This is a genomic window from Streptomyces sp. NPDC055239 (assembly GCF_053606205.1).
Genome location: NZ_JBSGRD010000002.1, coordinates 278,489 through 300,393 on the forward strand (window position 1 = coordinate 278,489; position 21,905 = coordinate 300,393).

The following is a 21,905-nucleotide window of genomic DNA, read 5'->3' on the forward strand; positions in this document are numbered from 1 at the left end:
GGGCGTGCTGTGGGGGCCGGTGGCCGGTCAGCCCGCGGCGGCCTCCCGGGGCAGCTCACCGGCTGCCGCCACCGCCGCGTACCAGTGGGCGCTGGACTTCGGGACGCGGGCCTGCGTCTCGTAGTCGACGTACACCGCGCCGAAGCGCTTGCTGTAGCCGTACGACCATTCGAAGTTGTCCATGAGGGACCAGAGGTAGTAGCCGCGGACGTCGGCGCCGTCCGTGATGGCCCGGCGGACGGCCGCCAGGTGGCCGTGGAGGTAGGCGATGCGCTCCGGGTCGTGGACGCGGCCCTCCGCGTCGGGCTTGTCGTCGTAGGCGGCGCCGTTCTCGGTGACGTACAGCGGAAGGCCCGGCGCCTCCCGGGTGTAGCGCATGATCAGGTCGTGCAGCCCCGTCGGGTCGATGGTCCAGCCCATCTCGGTGCGGTCGCCCGGCGTCTGGTGGAAGGCCACGTCGTCGGAGCCGGGCCACGGGGAGTGCTCGCTGGCGCCGTGTCCGTCGTTGCGCGCGGGCGCCGAGTCGTTCTGGGCGGCCGAGACGAGCGCGGGCGTGTAGTAGTTGAGGCCGAGCGCGTCAAGGGGCTGGTGCGCGGCGGCCAGGTCGCCGTCCTGCACGAAGGACCAGTCGGTGATGCGGGCCGTGTCGGTGAGCAGGTCCGCCGGGTAGGCGCCGTGCAGCATCGGGCCGTGGAAGACGCCGTTGGCGAGGTTGTCGATGCGGCGGCGGGCGTCCTGGTCCTCCGGGCTTTCCGAAACGGCCCTGACCACGGAGGAGTTGAGGCTCACCGCGACGCGGGCGCGGGACGGAAGGGCGGCGCGCAGTGCCTGCGTACCCAGGCCGTGCGCGAGGTTGAGGTGGTGCGCGGCCTGCAGCGCCGCCGCCGGGTCGGTGCGGCCGGGGGCGTGCACGCCGGAGCCGTAGCCCAGGAAGGCGCTGCACCACGGCTCGTTCAGGGTGATCCACGACTCGACGCGGTCGCCGAGCGCCTCGGCGACGAAGCCCGCGTACTCGGCGAACCGGTACGCGGTCTCCCGCGCCGGCCAGCCGCCCGCGTCCTCCAACTCCTGCGGCAGGTCCCAGTGGTAGAGGGTCAGGGCGGGCTTGATGCCCTTGGCGAGCAGTTCGTCGACGAGCCGCCGGTAGAAGTCGAGGCCGCGCTGGACGGCGGGGCCGCGCCCGGTGGGCTGCACCCGCGACCAGGAGACGGAGAACCGGTAGGCGTCCAGACCGAGGTCCGCCATGAGCGCCACGTCGTCGCGGTAGCGGTGGAAGTGCTCGACGGCGACGTCACCGGTGTCGCCGTCGAGCGTCTTGCCGGGCGTGTGACTGAAGGTGTCCCAGATGGAGGGGGTGCGGCCGTCTTCGCGTACGGCGCCCTCGATCTGGTAGGCGGACGTGGCCGCACCCCAGAGGAAGTCGGCCGGAAAGGTGAGGGATTCGGGCATGGAAGCGCTCCCATGGGAAGGGGGAAGAGCGGACAAAGAAGAGAAGGAGAAGGAAGGAGAAGGAAGGAGAAGAAGCGGGCCAGGGCCGAGGTGGCGGCGACTCGGCCCTGACGGGATAGGTGCGGCGGGCGGAAGGCGCAGGAGGGGCTTTTCAGGGGTTCAGCCCTTGACCGCGCCCTGCATGATGCCGCTCACGATCTGCTTGCCGAAGAGGACGAACGCCAGGAGCAGCGGCAGTGTGCCGAGCAGCGCGCCCGCCATGATCACCGCCCGGTCCGGGATGTATCCCGTGCCGAGCGAGTTGAGCGCCACCTGCACGGTGGGGTTCGACTGGTTGAGGGCGATGATCGGCCAGAGGAAGTCGTTCCAGGCCATGACGAACGTAAGAAGGCCGAGGACCGCCATCGCGGGCCGCGCCGCCGGGAACACCACGTGCCAGATGATGCGCAGGCTGCTCGCCCCGTCCATCCGGGCCGCCTCGATGAGCTCGCTCGGCAGCGCCTGGAGCAGGAACTGCCGCATGAAGAACACCCCGAAGGCGCTCACGAACGTCGGCAGGATCACCGCCTGGAGCTGGTTGGTCCACTGCAGGTCGGCGACCCACAGATAGAGCGGTACGACACTCAGCTGCGGCGGCACCATCATCGTGCCGATCGTCAGGAGGAGCAGCAGACCGCTGAACTTGAACTTCAGCTTGGCGAAGGCGAATCCGGCGATCGTGGAGAACAGGACGGTGCCGATGGTGATGCTGCCCGCCACGATCGTGGTGTTGAGCATCGCGTCGCCCAGGCTCGCTTCCGTCCAGGCCCGCTCCAGGTTCTTGAAGAGGTTCCCGCCGAACCACAGGGGCGGCGGTGTCTGGGCGAGCCTGCCGCTCGTGCGCGAGGCCGCGATCGCCGTCCAGATCAGCGGCGCCAGCGAGACGGCCATGAACAGCGTGAGCACGACGTAGGTCACGGGCCCGGCGTGCATGGTGCGACCGGCCTTGAGCCCCAGGGGGCGGCCCGGCTTCGGGCCCTTGGCGTCGGCTGCCTTCGGGCTGGCGACCACCTCGGCCGCCGCGTCCGCGGCGACGTCGGCCGTCGGGCCCGTGGTGCGGGACTTCATTGGGCCTTCCTCAGACGTCGGGCGATCAGCAGATTGACCGCGGCGATGAGCAGCAGGATCACGAGCATCAGCCAGGCGACGGCGGATGCCCGGCCCAGATGGCCGTTGATCCAGCCCTGGTCGTACAGATAGAGACCAAGCGTCTGGAACTGGTGGTCGGCGCCGCCCTTGGACCCGGACGTGCCACCGAACAGCAGCGGCTCGCCGAAGAGCTGGGTCGCCCCGATGGTGGAGACGACCACCGTGAACAGGATCGTCGGCCGCAGCATCGGGATGGTCACGTGCCGGAACTGCTGCCAGCGCGATGCGCCGTCCAGCGAGGCCGACTCGTACAGGTCGTGCGGCACGGCCTGCATCGCCGCCAGATAGATCAGCGCGTTGTAGCCCGTCCACCGCCAGATGACGATCGACGACACCGCGAACTGCGAACCCCATGACGATTCACGCCAGTTGACCGGGTCGATGCCGACGGATCCGATGATCCAGTTGACCATGCCGCCGTCCCACGCGAAGAGCAGCGTGAAGACCAGCGAGGCGCTCGCCACCGACGTGGCGTACGGAGCGAGCATCGCCACGCGCCACAGGGTGGAGCCGCGCAGCTTGTAGTTGAGCAGATGCGCGATGCCGAGTGCGATGGCGAGCTGCGGGATGGTGGAGATGACGCCGATGGTGAAGGTGTTGCCGAGCGCGTTCCAGAAGTAGTCGCTCTGCAGCAGGTTGGTGTAGTTGTCCAGGCCCAGCCAGGTGCTGCTCTCGAGGTTGGTCAGCTCCAGGCGGTGCAGCGAGGCCCAGCCGGTGTAGAGCAGCGGGAAGAGGCCGAAGGCGCCGAAGAAGAGGAAGAACGGCGCGACGAAGACGTACGGCGACGCCTTTATGTCCCAGCGGTACAGGCGACTGCGCCACGAGGACGTGGGGGAGCCCTTGCGGGTCCCGGACGCGGCCGGGGCCGCGTCCCCCTCACCGGGGGACGCGGTCTCGGCGTACTCAGTGGTCTCGGACATGCGCGTCACTGTCCCAGAACATCCTTGATCTCCTTCTGCGCGGCCTCCCAGCCCTCAGCCGGAGACTTGCCCTGCTGCTCCACCTGGAGCACACCGATGTCCGTGATGGACTGGCCGATCTGGGCGTCCTTGATGCCGTAGATGGCCGAGGGGGTGTTCTTCGCGATGTCGGCGTAGATCTCCGTGATGGGCGCGTCGTTGAAGTACGCCTTGGTCGCAGGCGACGGCTTCAGCGTGTCGTACGCCGACGGGGTGGAGGGGAAGCTCGCCTGCTTGGCGAAGACCTTCGCGAGCTGCTCGGGCTGGGTCAGCCAGACGGCGAGCTCGGTCGCCTCCTTCTTGTGCTTGCCCGCGCTCGGCACGCCCAGGAACGTTCCTCCCCAGTTGCCGTCCTCGGGCGCCTTGGCCATGTCCCACTGGCCCTTGCCCTCAGGGCCCGTCTTCTCCTGGATGTAGCCGGCCATCCACGCGGGGCAGGCGACGGTGGCGAACTTGGCGTTGGCGAAGCCCTGGTCCCACGTCGGGTCGAACTGCTTGAGCTTGGACGACATGTCGCCCTTCGCGACCTTCATCGCCGCGTTCCAGGCGTCCTTGCGGCCCTGGCTCTGCTCGTAGATCTCCTTGCCGCCCTTGTCGTAGTACCGCTCTTTCGCACCGGCGAAGACGGCGTTGTAGACACTGGAGGCGGAGTCGACGAACTTGGTGCCCTTGGGCGCCTTCTTCATGTACTTGTCGCCGAGCGCGACGTACTTGTTCCAGTCACCGGCCCACGCCTTGGCGAGCTCCTCGCGGTCGGTGGGAAGACCGGCCTTCTTGAAGAGGTCCTTGCGGTAACAGAGCGCCGTCGGGCCGATGTCGACGCCGAGGCCGATCGTCTTGCCGTCGTCGGTGGTGCCCTGCTTCCACTTCCAGTCGAGATACGTGGACTTGTCCACGCCCTCGGCCTTGCTCAGGTCCTCGAACTTGGCGCCCTGGGTCTTGACGACCTCGGTGATGTTGCTGACCTCTATGGCCGCGACGTCGTTGACACCGGCGCCGGACTGGAGCTGGGTGAGGAGCTTCGGGTAATAGGCGTCGTTGCGCTCGATCACGTTCTCTTTGATCTTGATGTTCGGGTGCGACTTCTCGTACTCGTCGTAGAGACCTGCCTGCTTCAGGCCAAGGACACCGAAGGTGCCCACGTTGAGCGTGACCTTGCCGTCGCCGCCCTCCGCGCTGTCGTCGTCGCTGGAACAACCGGCCAGCAGGCTTGTGGCCAGCGCGGTCACGGTCGCGAAGGCCACCAGCCGACCGGGTCGGCGGGAACTCGTGCGCATTACGTCCTCCTGTTGCCTGACGTGCCGACCCCCCGGCCAACTGCACTTCTTGCCCCGTTGGTTTGACTCTGCGGCTCGGGTGGGGAACGTGCGGGATGTGTACGTGTCAGGTACTGTGGGAGCGCTCCCACAAGTGATGAGTTGAAGAGTCGTGGCTGGGAGCGGGGGTGTCAAGGGACCGGACATAGAGATATGTCTTCAGTTATCGGGCTGTTACTCGGGCGGCGACTCGGCTGCGACTCGGGCTGTCACGAGGACGCTCGCGCGTTCGGCCCATCCGCCCGGCGATGATCAGGCTGTTACATTCCTCTACATTCCTCGCCGGGGGAAGTGCGACGGGAGGCGGACAATGGCAGCTCACGGTGCGCGTAGCCGCAGTGGCGGGCGACCGACTCTGGAGGAGGTCGCAGCCAGGGCGGGAGTGGGCCGCGGGACGGTCTCCCGGGTGATCAACGGATCGCCGCGGGTGAGCGAGGCGACCCGGACGGCGGTCGAGGCCGCCGTCGCGGAACTCGGTTACGTCCCGAACACGGCGGCCCGCGCGCTTGCCGCCAACCGCACCGACGCCATCGCCCTCGTCGTGCCCGAGCCCGAGACCCGCTTCTTCGCCGAGCCGTACTTCTCCGACGTCCTGCGCGGGGTCGGCGCCGAGCTCGGCGAGACCGAGATGCAGCTGCTCCTGATCTTCGCCGGGAACGACCGCAGGCGTCAGCGCCTGGCCCAGTACCTCGCGGCCCACCGCGTCGACGGCGTCCTGCTGGTCTCGGTCCACGCCGACGACCCGCTGCCCGATCTGCTCACCCAGCTGGAGATCCCCGCGGTGATCAGCGGCCGCCGCTCGGCCGACGAGGCGCTGCCCTCCGTCGACTCCGACAACTTCGCCGGGGCGCACTCGGCGGTGGAGCACCTCCTGGGGCGCGGACGCACGTGCATAGCCACCATCACGGGGCGCCTGGACGTCTACGGCGCCCAGCGCCGCCTGGACGGCTACCGCGCCGCCCTGTCGGACGCGGGCCGCCCGGTGGACGAGCGGCTCATCGCCGCCGGCGACTTCACGGAGGAGGGCGGCCGCCGGGCGATGTCGGAGCTCCTTGAGGCCTGCCCCGGGGTGGACGCGGTGTTCGCGGGCTCCGACGTGATGGCAGCGGGCGCCCGTCAGGTCCTGCGCGAGGCCGGGCGCCGCATACCCGACGACGTGGCGCTGGTGGGCTTCGACGACTCGGCGATCGCCCGCCACATGGACCCGCCGCTGACGAGCGTGCGCCAGCCCATCGAGGAGATGGGCCGGGCGATGATCGATCTGCTGCTCGCAGAGATCGCGGACGACCGCCCGGCGTCCGCCCGGCGCCTTGAACACCGCCAACTGGTGCTCCCGACGGAACTGGTGGAGCGGGCGTCCTCCTGAGCGGCCACAGGGCGGCTCCGCGGGACTACTGACGGGCCGCCGACGCGGGAGGCAACCGACGGCCCGGGCGCTCCGGCGGCCCGTACCGACACGGGCCGGGCGCAGCGCCACCCGCACTCTGCACGGCCGCCGCGAGGGGTGGGAAGGGTGTGCGCGGGGTTGGCCATAAGGGAGCTCTTCGCACCCCGTGTGATCGAAGGCGGCGGCCTCGCGCGATTACGGGAGCGGCAATCGCGACCGGCAATAGCGGACGGCATGCGAAAGGGCCCCGGTTCCTTAAGAACCGGGGCCCTTTCTTCAGGGTGAGTGACGGGACTTGAACCCGCGGCCACCTGGACCACAACCAGGTGCTCTACCAACTGAGCTACACCCACCATGTCCGGTCGTTTTTCGTTCTTCCGACCGGCCGAGAAAAAGTGTACAGGGTCCGAAGGGGTGCTCGCGCACGCGTTTTCCGGACCCCGTACAGAAGGGTTCCGCGGAGGCTACTCCGCGGGCAGCACGTACTTGGCCGCGATGGTTTTCGCGGTGTCGGAGTCCGGGCCAGGCTGCGGCACGAAGACCGCCTCGCGGTAGTACCGCAGCTCCGCGATGGATTCGCGGATGTCAGCCAGGGCCCGGTGGTTGCCGTTCTTGTCCGGGCTGTTGAAGTACGCCCGGGGGTACCACCGCCGGGCGAGCTCCTTGATCGAGGAGACGTCGACGATGCGGTAGTGGAGGAACTCCTCCAGTGTCCGCATGTCGCGCAGCAGGAAGCCCCGGTCGGTACCGACCGAGTTCCCGCAGAGCGGAGCCTTGCGGGGCTCCTTGACGTGCTCACGTACGTACGCCAGGACCTGCTCCTCGGCGTCGGCCAGCGTCGTGCCCGATGCCAGCTCGTCGAGGAGCCCCGAGGTGGTGTGCATTTTGCGCACCACCTCGGGCATGGTCTCCAGCGCCGCGTCCGGCGGGCGGATCACGATGTCCACACCTTCACCGAGCACGTTCAGTTCCGAGTCGGTGACCAGTGCGGCCACCTCGATAAGTGCGTCATCCGTCAACGAGAGCCCGGTCATCTCGCAGTCGATCCACACCATGCGATCGTTCATGCGTCTTACCCTACGGCGCGCTCCTCTGGCCGGGCAGTGGCGGACGCCCTGGCGCGTACACATCCGAGTACGGCTTTCCCGGATCCGCCGTCAGCGAGGTCGACGGAGCGAACGCACTCGCGGCCGCCGTACGCCGGGTCTGCGACGGGACAGGGCCGCTCTCCGTGTTCACCGTCGCCGTGGTGGGAACGGGCGCCGGGGATTCCAGCAGAGCCCGCTCACCCCCCTGTGGCCTGCGGGCGCGGTAAGCGGCCCGGTAGGCGGCGGGCGACGAGCCCAGCTGGCGGCGGAAGTGACCGCGCAGGGCGACCGGCGAGCGGAATCCGCAGCGGCCCGCGACCTCGTCGACGGAGTAGTCGGAGGTCTCGAGCAGCCGCTGTGCCTGCAGTACGCGCTGAGTGATCAGCCACTGCAGGGGAGCGCTCCCGGTGAGCGAGCGGAACCTGCGGTCGAACGTGCGCCTGCTCATGTAAGCGCGCGCGGCCAGGGTCTCCACGTCGAACTGCTCGTGGAGATGTTCCAGGGCCCAGGCGACGACCTCGGCGAGCGGGTCGGCGCCGATCTCCTCAGGTAAAGACCTGTCGAGATAGCGCTCCTGGCCGCCGGCCCTGCGCGGAGGCACGACAAGCCTGCGGGCGAGCGCGCCCGCCGCTTCGTTACCGTGGTCCGTCCGCACGATGTGCAGGCACAGATCAATTCCGGCCGCGGTCCCCGCGCTCGTGAGCACGTCTCCGTCGTCGACGAAGAGCTCACGCGGGTCCACATGGACGGACGGATACCGCTTGGCCAGCGTCGGTGCGTACATCCAGTGCGTGGTCGCCGGGCGGCCGTCGAGCAGACCGGCCGCGGCGAGCACGAATGCTCCGGTGCAGAGCCCCACTATGCGGGCGCCCTCTTCGTGCGCGCGGCGCAACGCGTCGAGTGCTTCCGGCGGTGGCGGCGATGTGATCGACCGCCAGGCCGGCACCACGACGGTGCCCGCGCGTCCTATCGCCTCCAGGCCATGCGGCGCGGTGAGTTCGAGCCCCCCGGTAGTACGCAGCGGGCCGTCCTCACCGGCGCAGACCAGCAGCCTGTACCGGGGAACCCCGGCGTCCTGCCGGTCGATCCCGAACACGGAGAGCGGTATGGAACTCTCGAAGATGGGGCCACCGCTGAACAGCAGCACCGCGACAATCTCCCTGCGGCGGCGTCCGGAAAGCTTCCGCGACGCGGCTTCTTGCACGGCAGTGGAGTCGTGGCTCATGGTGCTAAGCCCCCCTCGGTCGTCGCGGCTCCCTGTTCTTGGCCTTTTCTGTTTTTGCTCCGATTTCTACGGTCTCTGCGTTCCCGGCGCTCTTGGCGTTCCTGTCGGACCTGTCGCTCCTGCACGTTTCCCCTCGGTCCTCCACCAGTCCCCCGCCGTAATACAGTCATGATCGAATCTACTGTGTCCTGTGCTGCCGGGGTGACCAGTTAAGGACCCGGCACTATGTCGACATGGCAACTTGGCGTGAAGCAGTCGATCACGAAGCGTTGCACTCACGGGCGTTGCTGGGAAGTGCGCCTCACCTCCGTGGCCGGTCCCCGTAGGGTTCAGACGGCCTCTGTACGCCTTTCAGCCCTGGTGGGACCAGGGTTGGGTACCCCTTCGGCCAAGGAATGCATGGCCATAGGAAGTTGGCTGAAAAGCAACGGGGGAGTACGTGCGAATCGGTCAGTCCCCCGGCGTAGACCCACCAGCATGCCGACCGCCCCTGTGCGCCCCCGCACCCGCCCGCCCGTGCCGTCCGCGGCGGTCGTCGCCCTGCTCCTCGATCAGCCGCGCGGCCCCTCGCTCCGACTGTCGCAGAAGCAGCCGGCAGACCCCCGTCACGGCCACCAGACCCAGGGCGGACCCGGCGGCTCCGGCCAGCGACGTCCCATAGCCCACAAGGACCACGGGGACCAGGACGCAGCTGAACGCGGCCCAGCGCACGACATCGCTCACGGAGTCCTGCGCGGGAGCGGGGGGCGTTTCCTCCGCGCGCGGCGCCGGAACGCCCCCGCGCGGGCGTTCGTGCGCCCCCTGTGGCGGGCGCCGATGGCTCTGCAGCGTGACGTGTGAGTCCGTCGTGACCTGTGAGGACACGGGGGGCGGTCCAGGCACGGAGGTCTCCCTGTGGCGGTGGTGTACCGGAGTTCAACGCGTGGTCGCCCGGCCGGTCACTGGCGTGAACCCAGTGGCCGATGGCAGCCACGCGGGTGGGTGCCCAAACCGCCTGTACGAGGCAGCAACCATTGCCATACGGGCGACGCTCATGCATGCTCCGGTGAACGCCGTGAGGCTCCCGCAGGGCCGGTAACAAGCCCTGGGCAGGAGAGGAGTGTCGCCGTACCCTTGGGGGTATGGGGTTGGGAAGATGATTCCCGGACACAGCTCCGGTTCTCGTCGCCGCTCCTGCTCGTCCCTGCTCGATCCCGTCTGATCCTGTCCGTTCTGCCCGATACTGCGCTGTACGACCCGAACAAAGTCGACCCTCCCACAGAGGACTCCTTCGCCGAGACACCCATGGCCGGTCACGAATTCTCCGAACCAGCGGACCGCAAGCGGCAGGTCGCCGATCCCACGGCGACCCCCCAGGCGGCTGAAGAACTACGTCATTCCTGCGATCCGGCCTTCCGGCACGGCGTCGTCGTCGGCTTCGACGGCTCGATGTCCAGCGAGCGCGCGCTCTCGTACGCGATCGGCATGGCCCATCGCTCCGGATCCGGTCTGATCATCGTGCATGTCGCCAACAGGCTCCCCACCACGGTGTGGGCGGGCTGCGAGCCGCCGGTCTTCGTCGACGTGCCGGACCACCGCACGGAAGTGCTCGGCCTCGAACTGGCCTGTGCGGACTATCTGTCCGAGGTGCCGTGGATCCTCGTCGAGCGCGGCGGCGACATCTGCCACGAACTCGAAGAGGTCGGCCGTGAGTACTCGGCGGACGCGATCGTCGTCGGATCGACGCACGGGATCGTGGGGCGCATCTTCGGCTCGGTCGCGGGCCGGCTCGCGCGCCGCGCGCAACGCCCCGTCGTTGTCATCCCGTAGATAAATCTACTCGTGCGTAGGGGTGGGTTGCGCCCTTGTGAAGGGTACGTAGTGGTGGCACGGACAACTGCACGCCCTGCAGACCGGGGAGTGACGGCCACCGGTCGAGGCAGGCGTGGGTCGGGGGAATGGGCGCCCCCGCCCCCTGAAGAACGACCCCTCGCACGCCTGGTGGCACGCGCGAGGGGTCGTTCACACCCCTTTGCGCCTACTCCACCGTGACGGACTTTGCGAGGTTGCGGGGCTTGTCGATGTCGCGGCCAAGGGCCAATGCCGTGTGGTAGGCGAGGAGTTGGAGCGGGATGCCCATCAGGATCGGGTCCAGCTCGTTCTCGTTCTTCGGGACCAGGATGGTCTGGTCGGCCTTCTCCTGCTCCTGGTGCGCGACCGCGAGGATCTTGCCGCTGCGGGCCTTGATCTCTTCGAGGGCGGCGCGGTTCTTCTCCAGGAGGTCGTCGTTCGGGACGATCGCGACCGTCGGGAGCGCGGGCTCGATGAGCGCGAGCGGGCCGTGCTTGAGCTCGGACGCCGGGTAGGCCTCGGCGTGGATGTACGAGACCTCCTTGAGCTTCAGGGAGGCCTCGCGGGCGACGGGGTAGCCGCGTACACGCCCGATGAAGAGCATCGAGCGGGCGTCCGCGTACTGCTTGGCGATCTTCTTGATCTCGTCCTCCTGCTTGAGGATCTCCGAGATCTGGCCGGGCAGCTTGCGCAGGCCCTCGATGATCCGCTTGCCGTCGGAGACCGACAGGTCACGGATGCGGCCCAGGTGCAGGGCGAGCAGGCCGAAGGCGACCGTGGTGTTGGTGAAGCACTTGGTCGAGACGACGCAGACCTCCGGGCCCGCGTGGACGTACACGCCCGCGTCGGCCTCACGGGCGATCGCGGAACCGACGACGTTCACCACGCCGAGTACGCGGGCGCCCTTGCGCTTCAGCTCCTGGACGGCGGCGAGCACGTCGTAGGTCTCGCCGGACTGGGAGACGGCGATGTAGAGGGTGTCGGGGTCCACGACCGGGTTGCGGTAGCGGAACTCGCTCGCGGGCTCGGCGTCCGCGGGGATGCGGGCCAGCTCCTCGATCATCTGGGCGCCGATCATGCCCGCGTGGTACGAGGTGCCGCAGCCCAGGATCTTGACGCGGCGCACCTTGCGGGCGTCGTGCGCGTCGAGGTTCAGGCCGCCGAGGTGCACGGTGGAGAAGCGGTCGTCGATGCGGCCGCGCAGAACGCGGTCCACGGCCTCGGGCTGCTCGAAGATCTCCTTGTGCATGTACGTGTCGTGGCCGCCCATGTCGTACGACTCCGCCTCCCACTCCACGGTGGTCGGCGACGCGGTCGTACGCGAGCCCTCGGTGGTGTACGTGCGGTAGTCGTCGGCCTTGATGGTGGCCATCTCGCCGTCGTCGAGGGTGACGACCTGGCGGGTGTGCGAGACGAGCGCGGCGACGTCGGAGGCGACGAACATCTCCTTCTCGCCGATGCCGAGGACGACGGGGGAGCCGTTGCGGGCGACGACGATGCGGTCGTTGAAGTCGGCGTGCAGGACGGCGATGCCGTACGTGCCCTCGACGTGGCGCAGGGCCTCGCGGACCTTCTCCTCCAGCTTGTCCGCCTGTGCGCGGGCGATGAGGTGGACGAGGACCTCGGTGTCGGTCTCGGAGAGGAACTCGACGCCGTCGGCGGTGAGCTTGGCGCGCAGCTCGGAGGCGTTGTCGATGATGCCGTTGTGGACGACGGCGACCTTGTCGTCACCCGACATGTGCGGGTGGGCGTTCTCGTCGGACGGGGCGCCGTGGGTGGCCCAGCGGGTGTGGGCGATGCCGGTGGTGCCCTTGAAGCGGGCGGGGACCTTGGCCTCCAGGTCGCGGACGCGGCCCTTGGCCTTGACCATCTTCAGGCCCGAGGCCTTGGGGCTGGTGATGACGACGCCCGCGGAGTCGTAGCCGCGGTACTCCAGGCGCTGGAGGCCTTCGAGGAGGAGGGGGGCCACGTCACGCTTGCCGATATAACCGACGATTCCGCACATAAAGGGTGTCCTAGCCGTAAGAGGGTGGTCGTTCTGGCTTCTTCCGGGCCTAGCCGTAGATCATGCGGCGCAGCTGTCTGAGGGTGAGCTCAGGCGGCGAGACCGCGCGGTACTTGAGGTCCGCCGAGATCTGTTCGAAGATCGCCGCGTTCAGCAGGCCCTGACCCTGCAGTTCGCGGTGGCGGCGACGGACGAAGTCCTCGGTCGTCTCGTCGAAGTAGGCGAGCACGTCCTGGATGACCCGCAGAGCTTCGCCCCGCTGGAGCGGGGTGCTGCGGGTCAGGTGATCCACCAGGTCGTCGTGCATTCGTTGATCCTGAGGGAATAGCCCTTCGGGTGCAACAATCCTGCCCGGAATCGGGCAGGGTCGCGTCGAAAACTGGCCCCGACGGCTTACATGCGCTTCAGTACCGCCTGCTTGGCGAGCGAGAACTCCTCGTCCGTGAGTATCCCGGACTGATGCAGTTCGCCCAGCTCACGGAGGCGCCGCAGGAGGGCGTCATGATCGTCCTCGGCCGGGACGGCGGGCACAGGGGCCGGTGCTGGCTTGGTCAGGGCAGGGGGCACATCCGAGGACTCCGCAAAGGCCGCCGCCGGATGAGGCAACCGCGCCTGCACGGCCGCCGCGATCAGCGCCATCAGCGGATCCTTCTTGAAGCCCCACAGCTCGACGGAGTTCGGGTCGTACTTCGGCGGGGCCTTCGTGGGCGCGTGTCGCACGCTGAAGCGGAGGTAGCCGTTCTCCAGGCCCACCGCGGGCTGCCACTCCACCGCGGCGACCTCGGCGAGCGCCAGCGAGCGCGTACCGGACGCCGACTTCGCCTCCTCCGTCTTCCAGTTCCACTCCAGACGGACGTGCTCCCCGTCGAAGCTCACCGTGCCGTCCCCGGCCGACACCGAGAGCGGCACCGAAGGCCCCGGAAGCAGATAGCTCTCGCAGGACGCTGCGGGCACCTGTTCGATGAGCAGCGCGTTGCGGACCTCGTCGACCACGTACTCCGCGACCCCGTAGCGGTCCGATTCCACCGTCAGCTGATACGGATCCGCCGCGTCCCCGAGCTTGCCCCCGGCGGCCTGCAGCAACGGATCCGCGCCGTCCCGAAGGCGCAGCCGCAGGCGCCCCGACTTCTTGCCCTGCTCGAAGGCGATGCCCGCCAACGCGCCCAGCGGCACGGCCAGTTCTCCAAGCGACTTGCGCAGCAGAGACACGTTCTTGTCGCGTCCCGGCACCAGGCGCAGCGTCTCTCCGTCGAAGGTCCAGGTTCCGTCGCGCTGGATGATTTCCGCCATGGGACGATTCTTCCATCGGCGGGCCGCCGAAGTGGTCTACACCCTTGACCCGTCACGGGGTGCGAGGGTCCCATGGTGAGCGTTCGATTGAGATGCACCACAGTGATGGCCCGTCGAAGGGACCCGCTCGTGAGACAGCACCACAGATCGACCCGCCTGTTCGGCTCGCTGCTGCTCGTCGCGGCGGCCGGATTCTCGTCCGTGGCCGCTGTGCCGGGCGACGGCGGCGGCGTGAAGGAGGCAGCCACGGCCACCACCCCGACCCCGCTCGGCCAGGTGATCCCGGCCCCGGCGTCCGCCGCTCCCGGCGGATCCCCGTACGAGATCAACTCCAAGACCCGCATCCGGGTCGACGACTCGCGCGACGCGCAGAGGATCGGCAGCTATCTGGCGGGCGTCCTGCGTCCCTCGACCGGGTACTCCCTGAAGGTCACCGACGACGACGGCCGCGACGGCATCCGGCTGCGCCTTGACTCCAAGGACAAGTCCCTGGGGAACGAGGGCTACCGCCTCGAATCCAAGCGCGGCTCGCTCACCATCACGGCCCGCAAGTCCGCCGGTCTCTTCTACGGCGTCCAGACGCTGCGGCAGCAGCTGCCGGCCGCCGCCGAGAAGAGGACCAAGCAGAAGGGCCCGTGGCTGGTCGCGGGCGGCACCATCAAGGACTCGCCCCGCTACGAGCACCGCGGCGCGATGCTCGACGTGTCGCGGCACTTCTTCTCGGTCGACAAGGTCAAGCGCTACATCGACCAGATGTCGCTCTACAAGGTCAACAAGCTCCATCTGCACCTGAGCGACGACCAGGGCTGGCGCATCGCCATCGACTCCTGGCCCAGGCTCACGACGTACGGCGGCTCCACGCAGGTCGGCGGTGGCAAGGGCGGCTACTACACGAAGGCCCAGTACAAGGACATCGTCCGGTACGCGGCATCCCGGCAGCTCGAAGTGATCCCCGAGATCGACATGCCGGGCCACACGAACGCCGCGCTCGCCTCGTACGCCGAGCTGAACTGCGACGGCGTCGCGCCCCCGCTCTACACCGGCACCGAGGTCGGCTTCAGCTCGCTGTGCGTGAAGAAGGGCGTGACGTACGACTTCGTGGACGACGTCATCCGCGAGATCGCCGCCCTGACGCCCGGCAAGTACATCCACATCGGCGGTGACGAGGCGCACTCCACCAGCCATGAGGACTATGTGACGTTCATGAACAAGGTGCAGCCTGTGGTCGCCAAGTACGGCAAGACCGCGATCGGCTGGCACCAGCTGACCGGCGCCACGCCCGCCAAGGGCGCCATCGCCCAGTACTGGGGCTACGACGCCACCGGCGCCGCCGAGCGCGAGCAGGTCGTGAACGCGGCGAAGAACGGCACCAAGCTGGTCCTCTCGCCCGCCGACCGCTCCTACCTCGACATGAAGTACGACAAGGACACCCCGCTCGGCCTGTCCTGGGCGGGCTACGTCTCGGTCCAGCGCAGCTACGACTGGGACCCGGGTACGTACCTGAAGGGCGCCCCCGCGGACTCGATCAAGGGTGTCGAGGCGGAACTGTGGTCGGAGACGCTCTCGACCTCCGCGCACATCGAGTACATGGCGTTCCCGCGCCTGCCCGGCATCGCCGAGCTCGGCTGGTCGCCCGCGTCGACGCACGACTGGAACACGTACAAGGCACGGCTCGCCGAACAGGGGCCGCGCTGGGACGCGCTCGGCATCGGCTACTACAAGTCGCCCGAGGTGCCCTGGCCGTCGAAGTAGCGAACGGCTGAGCATGAGAGTGGGGCTCCTGGGGACCGTCCCAGGAGCCCCACTCGGCTTGTGCGTGTCCGGCTACGCGATCGGGTTCTTCAACGTCCCGACCAGCTGCAGCGCGCCCGCCGGGTCGGCGAGGTCCACCATCTGTTCGTTGTCCCGCAGCTGGAGCCGGTTCAGGCAGGACCGGGCGAACTCGGGGGCGAACATGTCGTACTGCTTGAATTTGTCGGCCAGTTGGGGCGTGGCCTCCTGGTACGTCGTGACGCACTCGGCGACGGCGCCCCAGAACGTCTCCTCGTCCACCAGGCCCTCGGTGACGAGGTCCGCGGACAGGAAGCGGAAGAAGCAGTCGAAGACGTCCGTGAAGATGGACAGGAGCTTCTGGTCGTCGGGGACCTCGACCCGCAGCCTTTCGACGGCAGGCGGGAGCACCGCGTCCGGGTCCATGACCGCGATCTCCTCGGCGATGTCCTTGAAGATCGCCCGCTGTACGACGCCGTCCTTCAGGACCAGGATGACGTTCTCGCCGTGCGGCATGTAGACGAGGTCGTACATGTAGAAGCTGTGCAGGAGCGGCGTCAGGTAGGCGTGCAGATAGCCGCGCAGCCACTCGGCGGGGGTGAGCCCGGAGCGCTCGATGAGGGCGCCCGCGAAGGACGCGCCTTCGAGGTCGGTGTGCAACAGCGAGGCCATGGTGGCAAGTTGCTCGCCCTCCGCGAGGGACGGGACGGGGCTCTCGCGCCACAGGGCCGCGAGCATTTTGCGGTACGGGGAGTAGCGGTCGGTCGCGGCCTCGTACTCCAGGTGGCGATAGCCCACGGCCGCGCGCTCGCGGATGATCGTGAGGCCCGTCTTCTTCAGAGTCTCGTCGGTGTCGATGAGGTTCGCGAGCCAGTCGTTGATCGCCGGGGTCGCCTCCATGTACGCGGCCGAGAGCCCGCGCATGAAGCCCATGTTGATGACCGACAGAGCCGTTTTGACGTAGTGCTTGGCCGGGTCGCTGGTGTTGAAGAACGTACGGATCGACTGCTGGGCCAGGTACTCGTCGTCGCCCTCGCCCAGGCAGATCAGGTGCCGCTGGGCGACCTCGGCCGCGAAGGTCACGGAGAGTTTGTTCCACCACTGCCAGGGGTGGGCGGGGATCAGGAGGTAGTCCTCGGGGTTCAGGCCCTGGTCACGGAGTTTGTGGTCGAAGCGGTCGAGGGTCTCCTGGCCGAGCTCGGCACGGAAGAACGACTCGTAGTCGATTCCCGCGCCCGCCGTGAACGCGGCGCGCTCCTTGCTCGCCGCAAGCCACACGAGCCGTACGGGGCTCGCGGTCTCGGGAGCGTACGAGAGGTACTCGTGCACGCCGAAGCCGAGCCGGCCGTTGTTGGCGACGAAGCAGGGGTGGCCCTCGGTCATGCCCGTCTCGATCTCCTGGAAGCCGGAGCGGGAGAGCTCGGCGGCCGGGATCGCGGGCTTGGTGAGCTTGTAGCAGGTGCCGGAGAGCGTGGAGGAGATCTCCTCCAGGTAGACCGGCAGGATCTCGTCGCTCAGGCCGAGCGCCGTGCGCAGCTCGATGAAGAAGTCGAGCGCGTTGAGGGGAAGTTCGGTGCCGTCGCGGTGCCGGGATATGGAATCGGCGTCGACCTGCCAGTGGTCGAGCCGCAGGCGTTTGGCGGTGAAGCGGTAGCGGGTCAGGGCGTCGTCGCTGCGGATGACGTATTTGTCGTCGCCAAGGGGCTCCGGGGTGAAGAGCCGCTCGTGCGAGAACTCGGCGATGGCTTTGCGGATGAGGAGGCGGTTGGCCTGCTCCCAGCGCTCGGGGGAGAGGTGCGCCGTTGCGTCGGACAGGGTCATATCGCCAATTCCCTTTCACGTACTGCTTCTTCGAACTGCTCGCGGGTGCAGAAGCTCAGCAGAGCTCTTTTCTCCGGCTTCTGGATGACCTCGGACGCGCGGAACCCGACGGCTTCGTTGAGGGCGTGCACGGCCGTGTTGTCGACGTCGGGTTCGACCACCACGCGCCGGACCTCCGGGTCGGCGAAGAGCGTCGCCATGACCTTGGTGATCACGTCCCGGGTGAACCCGGGGATGCGGACGTCGGACGGCGCGGTGAGGAAGTGCATGCCCACGTCGCCGGGCTCGGGGTCGTAGAGGCCGACGAGTTCGACGTATCTGGGGTCGTAGCGCTCCATCAGGAAGGCGGGAACGCCTTTGTGCAGGCCGATGAAGGCGTCGTGGTGCTCGTGGGCGGCGATCGCCATGTACTCGCGCTCGACGTCCGGGAGCGTCGCGTCCTGCATCATCCAGAACGAGGCTTTGGGGTGGGTGACCCAGCCGTGCAGGAGCTCGGCGTCCGAGATGGGGTCTCCCCTGCTCGAACGAAGTTGAGAGCTTGGGGAAGGGTCGAGGGGGCGGAGCGTGAGGTCTGAAGGGTTGGTCATACGGCGAACTCCTGGAACGCGATGGACTTCTCGACGGGGTAGTACTCCGCGCCGAGCAGCTCACCGATGATGTACGCGTTGCGGTACGGGCCCATGCCCAGGTCGGGGCTGGTCAGGGAGTGGGCGTGCACGGCACCGTTCTGCAGGAAGATGCCGCGTCCCGTGGTGTCGATCGAGTAGTTGCGGGCGACCTCGAAGCGGCCCCGGCCGTCCCAGCGGATGCGGTCGCGCACCGGCTCCAGGAAGTCGGGGGTTGCGTACTGGTAGCCGGTGGCCAGGATCAGGCCCTCGGATTCCAGCTCGAAGTCCTTGCCCTGTTCGTCCTGACGCAGGCCCAGGGTGTAGGTGCCGTTCTCGTGACGCGCGCTCTGCAGCGAGGAGTTGGTGAGCAGACGCGTCGGCACCGGGCCGCCGAGGTTCTTCTGGTAGAGGAGGTCGAAGATCTCGTTGATCAGGTCGCCGTCGATGCCCTTGAAGAGCGTCTTCTGCTGGTCCTGGAGGCGGTAGCGGGTGGCCTCCGGCAGCGCGTGGAAGTAGTCGACGTACTCCGGAGACGTCATCTCGAGCGTCAGCTTGGTGTACTCGAGCGGGAAGAAGCGCGGGGAGCGCGTGACCCAGTTGAGCTTGTAGCCGTGGACGTCGATCTCGCTCAGGAGGTCGTGGTAGATCTCGGCGGCGGACTGGCCGCTGCCGACGAGCGTGATCGACTCCTTCCGCTGGAGCCCCTGCTTGCTCTGCAGATAGCGGGAGTTGTGGATGAAGTCCCCGCCGAGGTCCGCGCACGCCTCGGGGATGTGTGGCGGGGTGCCGGTCCCCAGGACGAGGTGGCGGGCCCGGAAGGTGTCGCCGGTGGAGGTGTGGACGACGTACAGATCGTCCGCGTACGTCACCTCGGTCACCGTCGTGCTGAAGCGGATCGAGGAGAGTTTCGCGGCGGCCCAGCGGCAGTAGTCGTTGTACTCGGTGCGCAGCGGATAGAAGTTCTCGCGTATGTAGAACGAGTAGAGGCGTCCCGCTTCCTTCAAGTAGTTGAGGAAGGAGTACGGGGACGTCGGGTCCGCGAGCGTGACGAGGTCCGACATGAACGGGGTCTGGAGGTGAGCGCCCTCCAGGAACATGCCCGAGTGCCACTCGAAGTCCGGCTTGGACTCCAGGAAGAGGCCGTTGAGCTCGTCGACGGGTTCGGTCAGACAGGCGAGGCCGAGGTTGAAGGGACCAAGGCCGATACCGATGAAGTCCAGGGGTTCCAGTGGTTCTCGGTGATCAGGAAGCGCGGTCAAGGGTCTCTCCCAGGTACTGCTCGGCGTGGCCGGCGATCAGATCGAGGACGGCCGTGATGTCGGCGACGGTGGTCTCGGGGTTGAGCAGGGTGAACTTGAGGTACTGGCGGTCACCGACCTTGGTGCCCGCGACGACGGCGTCACCGGAGGCGAACAGGGCCTTGCGGGCGTACAGGTTGGCGTGGTCGATGGCGGAGGGGTCGCAGATCGACTCGGGTATGTAGCGGAAGACGAGCGTGGAGAGCTGGGGCTCCACGACGACGTCGTAGCGGGGGTCTGCGGCGAGCAGCTGCCAGGCGTTGTCCGCCATGTCGCACACGGAGTCGAAGAGTTCGCCGATGGCGTCGGCGCCCATCACCCGCAGCGTCATCCAGAGCTTCAGGGCGTCGAAGCGCCGCGTCGTCTGGAGGGACTTGTCGACCTGGTTGGGGATACGTTCCTGCACCATGCGGCGCGGGTTGAGGTACTCCGCGTGGTACGTCGCGTGGCTCAGCGTGGAGCGGTCGCGGACCAGCACGGCGGAGGAACTCACCGGCTGGAAGAAGGACTTGTGGTAGTCCACGGTGACGGAGTCGGCGCGGTCGATGCCGTCGATGAGGTGCCGGTTCTTGAGCGAGGCGAGCAGACCGCAGCCGTACGCCGCGTCGACGTGCATCCAGGTGTTGTACTGCTCGCAGAGTTCGGCGATCTCGGGGAGCGGGTCGATGGAGCCGAAGTCGGTGGTGCCCGCCGTGGCGACGACCGCCATGGGGGTGAGGTCGTTGTCGCGGCAGCGCTCCAGCTCGCGGGCGAGTGCCACGGTCTGCATGCGCTTGTTGTGATCGGTGGGGATGACGATCACGGCGTCCTCGCCGAGGCCAAGGAGGGTCGCGGCCTTCTGGATGCTGAAGTGGCCCACCTCGGAGGCGAAGATGCGCAGCTGCGCGGCTGGCTTTCCTGCCTTGGCGGCCTCCTCGCGGGCGAGCAGCATGGCCTGGAGGTTGGACTGCGAGCCGCCGCTCGTGAAGACGCCGTCGGCGGCCGGGCCGAGCCCGATGCGGTCGGCGGTCCAGTCGATGAGACGGCGTTCGATCAGTGTGCCGCCCGCGGATTGATCCCAGGTGTCGAGGGAAGAATTGACCGCGGAGAGCACTGCCTCGCCGAGCACGGCCGGAATGACGACCGGGCAGTTGAGGTGCGCGAGATAGCGGGGATGGTGGAAGTACACGGCGTCGCGCAGGTAGAGCTCGTCGAGCTCGTCCAGGGCGGCGGTGGTGTCGTGCAGGGGTTCGTCGAGGTCGACGGCTTCGATGCGTGGCGCCAGGTCGTCGACGGAGATGCCTGTGAAAGGGCGTGAGGTGGTGGCGATTCTGGCCGCCACCCGCTCGACTCCTTCGGTCACGGAACTGCGGTAACGCTCCGCGGTGGTGTCGTTGAGCAGGTGCGAGCGCATGAACTTCCTCTGGGTGAGGGGACTTGGGGGAAGTGAGGTAAGCCTAACCTAACTACCTCTGTGGATAAACCCAGGGGGGTCTGATGATCACCAAGAGGCAGGGAAGCGGAACGGCCTTCTCCGGAAAACGGAACGGGCGTCCCCGGAAAACGGAACAGCCCTCTCCGGAATGCGGAGAGGGCTGCGTTGTGTGGAAGTTAAGGGTCAGCTGACCTTCTTGGCCTTCTCGATCGCGTCGGCGAGGTCCTCGAGGATCGGGGCGCACTTGTCGTACGAGTAGATGGGCTCGGTGACGCGCGGGATGACCTGGCCCGCCTTGACCGCGGGCAGCTTCGCCCAGGTCGGCTTGGACTTGTCCAGGTCGGCGGGCTGGAGGGCGGAGGTGCGGTTGTCCATCATGATGACGTCCGCGGCGTGCGAGTTGACGTTCTCCCAGCTCAGGTTCTCGAACCAGCCGCCGCTCTCCTTCTTGGAGCTCTCGGACGGCTCGACGAAGTTCACGCCGAGGGACTTGAAGTACTCCAGGTCGGCGGAGAGGTTCGTCCCGGAGACGTAGAAGATGTCCTGACTCGCCGAGCCGACGAGGACCTTGATGTCCTTGTTCGCCTTGGCGACCTTGCGCAGCCGCTCGGCGGCGGCCTCGAAGCGCTTCTTCGCCTTGACGACCTTGTCGGCCTTCACGTCGGCGCCGAGCGACTCGGCGAGCGAGAGCAGGCGCTGGAGGGGCTGGGTCATCTGGCGGTCGTAGACGCTGATGCCGACGCTCGGGGCGAGCTTGAGGATCTTGTCCTTGCTCTCCTCGGGGACGTACCAGAGGGTGCCCGCGTCGTCGAACATCGTGGAGACGAGGAGGTCGGGGGCGAGGCCCGCGTACTTCTCGATGTTGAACTGACCCCATTCGTTGCCGAGGATCGTCAGCTTGCTGATGTCCATGTCACCGGCCTGGACGTCCGGCTTGCCGCTCTTGGTCTTCGTCGGGCCGAAGACGCCCTTGACCTCGATGCCGTAGTCGAAGAGGGCGGCGGCGACGCCGGTGAAGGCGACGATGTTCTTCGGCGCCCCCTTGGTCTTGGCGGTCGTGCCGCGGTCGTCCTTGAAGCTCCAGGGGCCGGAGTCTCCGGAGTCCGCCGCGCCCGAGCCGTCCTTCTTCTCGTCTCCGCAGGCTGCCAGCAGGGCCGTGAGGCCGAGGGCGCCGCCGGCGGCGAGAAGGCCGCGGCGGGAAGGCTGAGGGAGGCGGGCGTTGGGCATGAGGGTCTCTGCTTTCGTGAGGACGGCGGC

General features: G+C 68.0%; 18 protein-coding genes and 1 tRNA gene. 3 read left to right on the forward strand and 16 right to left on the reverse strand.

Annotation, left to right across the window (positions count from 1 at the left end):
- Positions 1–27: 27 nt before the first annotated feature.
- The 4 genes from ACWFRJ_RS07510 to ACWFRJ_RS07525 all read right to left on the reverse strand — a co-directional run bounded on the left by ACWFRJ_RS07510 (position 28) and on the right by ACWFRJ_RS07525 (position 4,873).
- Positions 28–1,449, reverse strand: coding sequence for a GH1 family beta-glucosidase (locus tag ACWFRJ_RS07510; protein WP_453525361.1), 1,422 nt, complete (start codon positions 1,447–1,449; stop codon positions 28–30).
- A 159-nt stretch (positions 1,450–1,608) separates the two neighbouring features.
- A complete protein-coding gene (locus ACWFRJ_RS07515; protein WP_453527107.1) occupies positions 1,609–2,421 on the reverse strand; it encodes a carbohydrate ABC transporter permease in 813 nt (270 codons plus the stop codon).
- A gap of 131 nt (positions 2,422–2,552) precedes the next feature.
- Positions 2,553–3,557 carry a carbohydrate ABC transporter permease gene (locus tag ACWFRJ_RS07520; protein ID WP_453525363.1) on the reverse strand — a complete coding sequence of 335 codons (1,005 nt, stop codon included), beginning with the start codon at positions 3,555–3,557 and terminating at the stop codon, positions 2,553–2,555.
- Positions 3,558–3,562: 5 nt separating this feature from the next.
- Positions 3,563–4,873, reverse strand: coding sequence for an ABC transporter substrate-binding protein (locus ACWFRJ_RS07525; RefSeq protein ID WP_453525364.1), 1,311 nt, complete (start codon positions 4,871–4,873; stop codon positions 3,563–3,565).
- Positions 4,874–5,222: 349 nt separating this feature from the next.
- Between ACWFRJ_RS07525 and ACWFRJ_RS07530 the strand changes: the two genes are divergently transcribed.
- Complete coding sequence (locus ACWFRJ_RS07530) at positions 5,223–6,278, forward strand: LacI family DNA-binding transcriptional regulator (protein WP_453525366.1); 1,056 nt, start codon at positions 5,223–5,225, stop codon at positions 6,276–6,278.
- Positions 6,279–6,579: 301 nt separating this feature from the next.
- Here ACWFRJ_RS07530 and ACWFRJ_RS07535 read toward each other — a convergent pair.
- The 4 genes from ACWFRJ_RS07535 to ACWFRJ_RS07550 form a co-directional block, all read right to left on the reverse strand.
- Positions 6,580–6,652: transfer RNA gene (locus ACWFRJ_RS07535), tRNA-His, on the reverse strand.
- A gap of 111 nt (positions 6,653–6,763) precedes the next feature.
- On the reverse strand, positions 6,764–7,366 hold the full coding sequence (gene orn, locus ACWFRJ_RS07540) for an oligoribonuclease (protein ID WP_249589784.1): 603 nt from the start codon (positions 7,364–7,366) through the stop codon (positions 6,764–6,766).
- Positions 7,367–7,376: 10 nt separating this feature from the next.
- Entirely contained in the window at positions 7,377–8,612 is a 1,236-nt protein-coding gene (locus ACWFRJ_RS07545; protein ID WP_453525368.1) for a helix-turn-helix domain-containing protein, read from the reverse strand.
- A 450-nt stretch (positions 8,613–9,062) separates the two neighbouring features.
- Positions 9,063–9,335: a hypothetical protein gene (locus ACWFRJ_RS07550; protein WP_453525370.1), complete on the reverse strand. Its 273-nt coding sequence runs from the start codon at positions 9,333–9,335 to the stop codon at positions 9,063–9,065.
- 561 nt (positions 9,336–9,896) lie between these two features.
- On the opposite strand from ACWFRJ_RS07550, the gene ACWFRJ_RS07555 reads away from it, so the two are divergent.
- On the forward strand, positions 9,897–10,421 hold the full coding sequence (locus tag ACWFRJ_RS07555; RefSeq protein ID WP_389908143.1) for a universal stress protein: 525 nt from the start codon (positions 9,897–9,899) through the stop codon (positions 10,419–10,421).
- Positions 10,422–10,629: 208 nt separating this feature from the next.
- Here the strand turns inward: ACWFRJ_RS07555 and glmS are convergent, their stop codons facing one another.
- From glmS to ACWFRJ_RS07570, 3 genes are all read right to left on the reverse strand, one after another.
- Entirely contained in the window at positions 10,630–12,447 is a 1,818-nt protein-coding gene (glmS, locus tag ACWFRJ_RS07560) for a glutamine--fructose-6-phosphate transaminase (isomerizing) (protein ID WP_453525372.1), read from the reverse strand.
- A 49-nt stretch (positions 12,448–12,496) separates the two neighbouring features.
- Entirely contained in the window at positions 12,497–12,754 is a 258-nt protein-coding gene (locus tag ACWFRJ_RS07565; protein WP_453525373.1) for a hypothetical protein, read from the reverse strand.
- Positions 12,755–12,840: 86 nt separating this feature from the next.
- Positions 12,841–13,737: a DUF4429 domain-containing protein gene (locus ACWFRJ_RS07570; protein WP_453525375.1), complete on the reverse strand. Its 897-nt coding sequence runs from the start codon at positions 13,735–13,737 to the stop codon at positions 12,841–12,843.
- 129 nt (positions 13,738–13,866) lie between these two features.
- Here ACWFRJ_RS07570 and ACWFRJ_RS07575 point away from each other — a divergent pair, with 129 nt between their 5' ends.
- A complete protein-coding gene (locus ACWFRJ_RS07575) occupies positions 13,867–15,489 on the forward strand; it encodes a beta-N-acetylhexosaminidase (protein ID WP_453525377.1) in 1,623 nt (540 codons plus the stop codon).
- Positions 15,490–15,561: 72 nt separating this feature from the next.
- Here ACWFRJ_RS07575 and ACWFRJ_RS07580 read toward each other — a convergent pair whose 3' ends face one another.
- From ACWFRJ_RS07580 to ACWFRJ_RS07600, 5 genes are all read right to left on the reverse strand, one after another.
- Entirely contained in the window at positions 15,562–17,328 is a 1,767-nt protein-coding gene (locus ACWFRJ_RS07580; RefSeq protein ID WP_453525379.1) for an IucA/IucC family protein, read from the reverse strand.
- On the reverse strand, positions 17,325–17,915 hold the full coding sequence (locus ACWFRJ_RS07585; RefSeq protein ID WP_453525381.1) for a GNAT family N-acetyltransferase: 591 nt from the start codon (positions 17,913–17,915) through the stop codon (positions 17,325–17,327). Before ACWFRJ_RS07585 ends, ACWFRJ_RS07580 begins: the two co-directional genes overlap by 4 nt.
- Positions 17,912–19,195, reverse strand: coding sequence for a lysine N(6)-hydroxylase/L-ornithine N(5)-oxygenase family protein (locus tag ACWFRJ_RS07590; protein WP_453525383.1), 1,284 nt, complete (start codon positions 19,193–19,195; stop codon positions 17,912–17,914). Before ACWFRJ_RS07590 ends, ACWFRJ_RS07585 begins: the two co-directional genes overlap by 4 nt.
- Complete coding sequence (locus ACWFRJ_RS07595; protein ID WP_453525385.1) at positions 19,179–20,627, reverse strand: pyridoxal phosphate-dependent decarboxylase family protein; 1,449 nt, start codon at positions 20,625–20,627, stop codon at positions 19,179–19,181. Before ACWFRJ_RS07595 ends, ACWFRJ_RS07590 begins: the two co-directional genes overlap by 17 nt.
- Positions 20,628–20,831: 204 nt before the next feature.
- Complete coding sequence (locus tag ACWFRJ_RS07600; RefSeq protein ID WP_453525387.1) at positions 20,832–21,875, reverse strand: ABC transporter substrate-binding protein; 1,044 nt, start codon at positions 21,873–21,875, stop codon at positions 20,832–20,834.
- Positions 21,876–21,905: the final 30 nt, after the last annotated feature.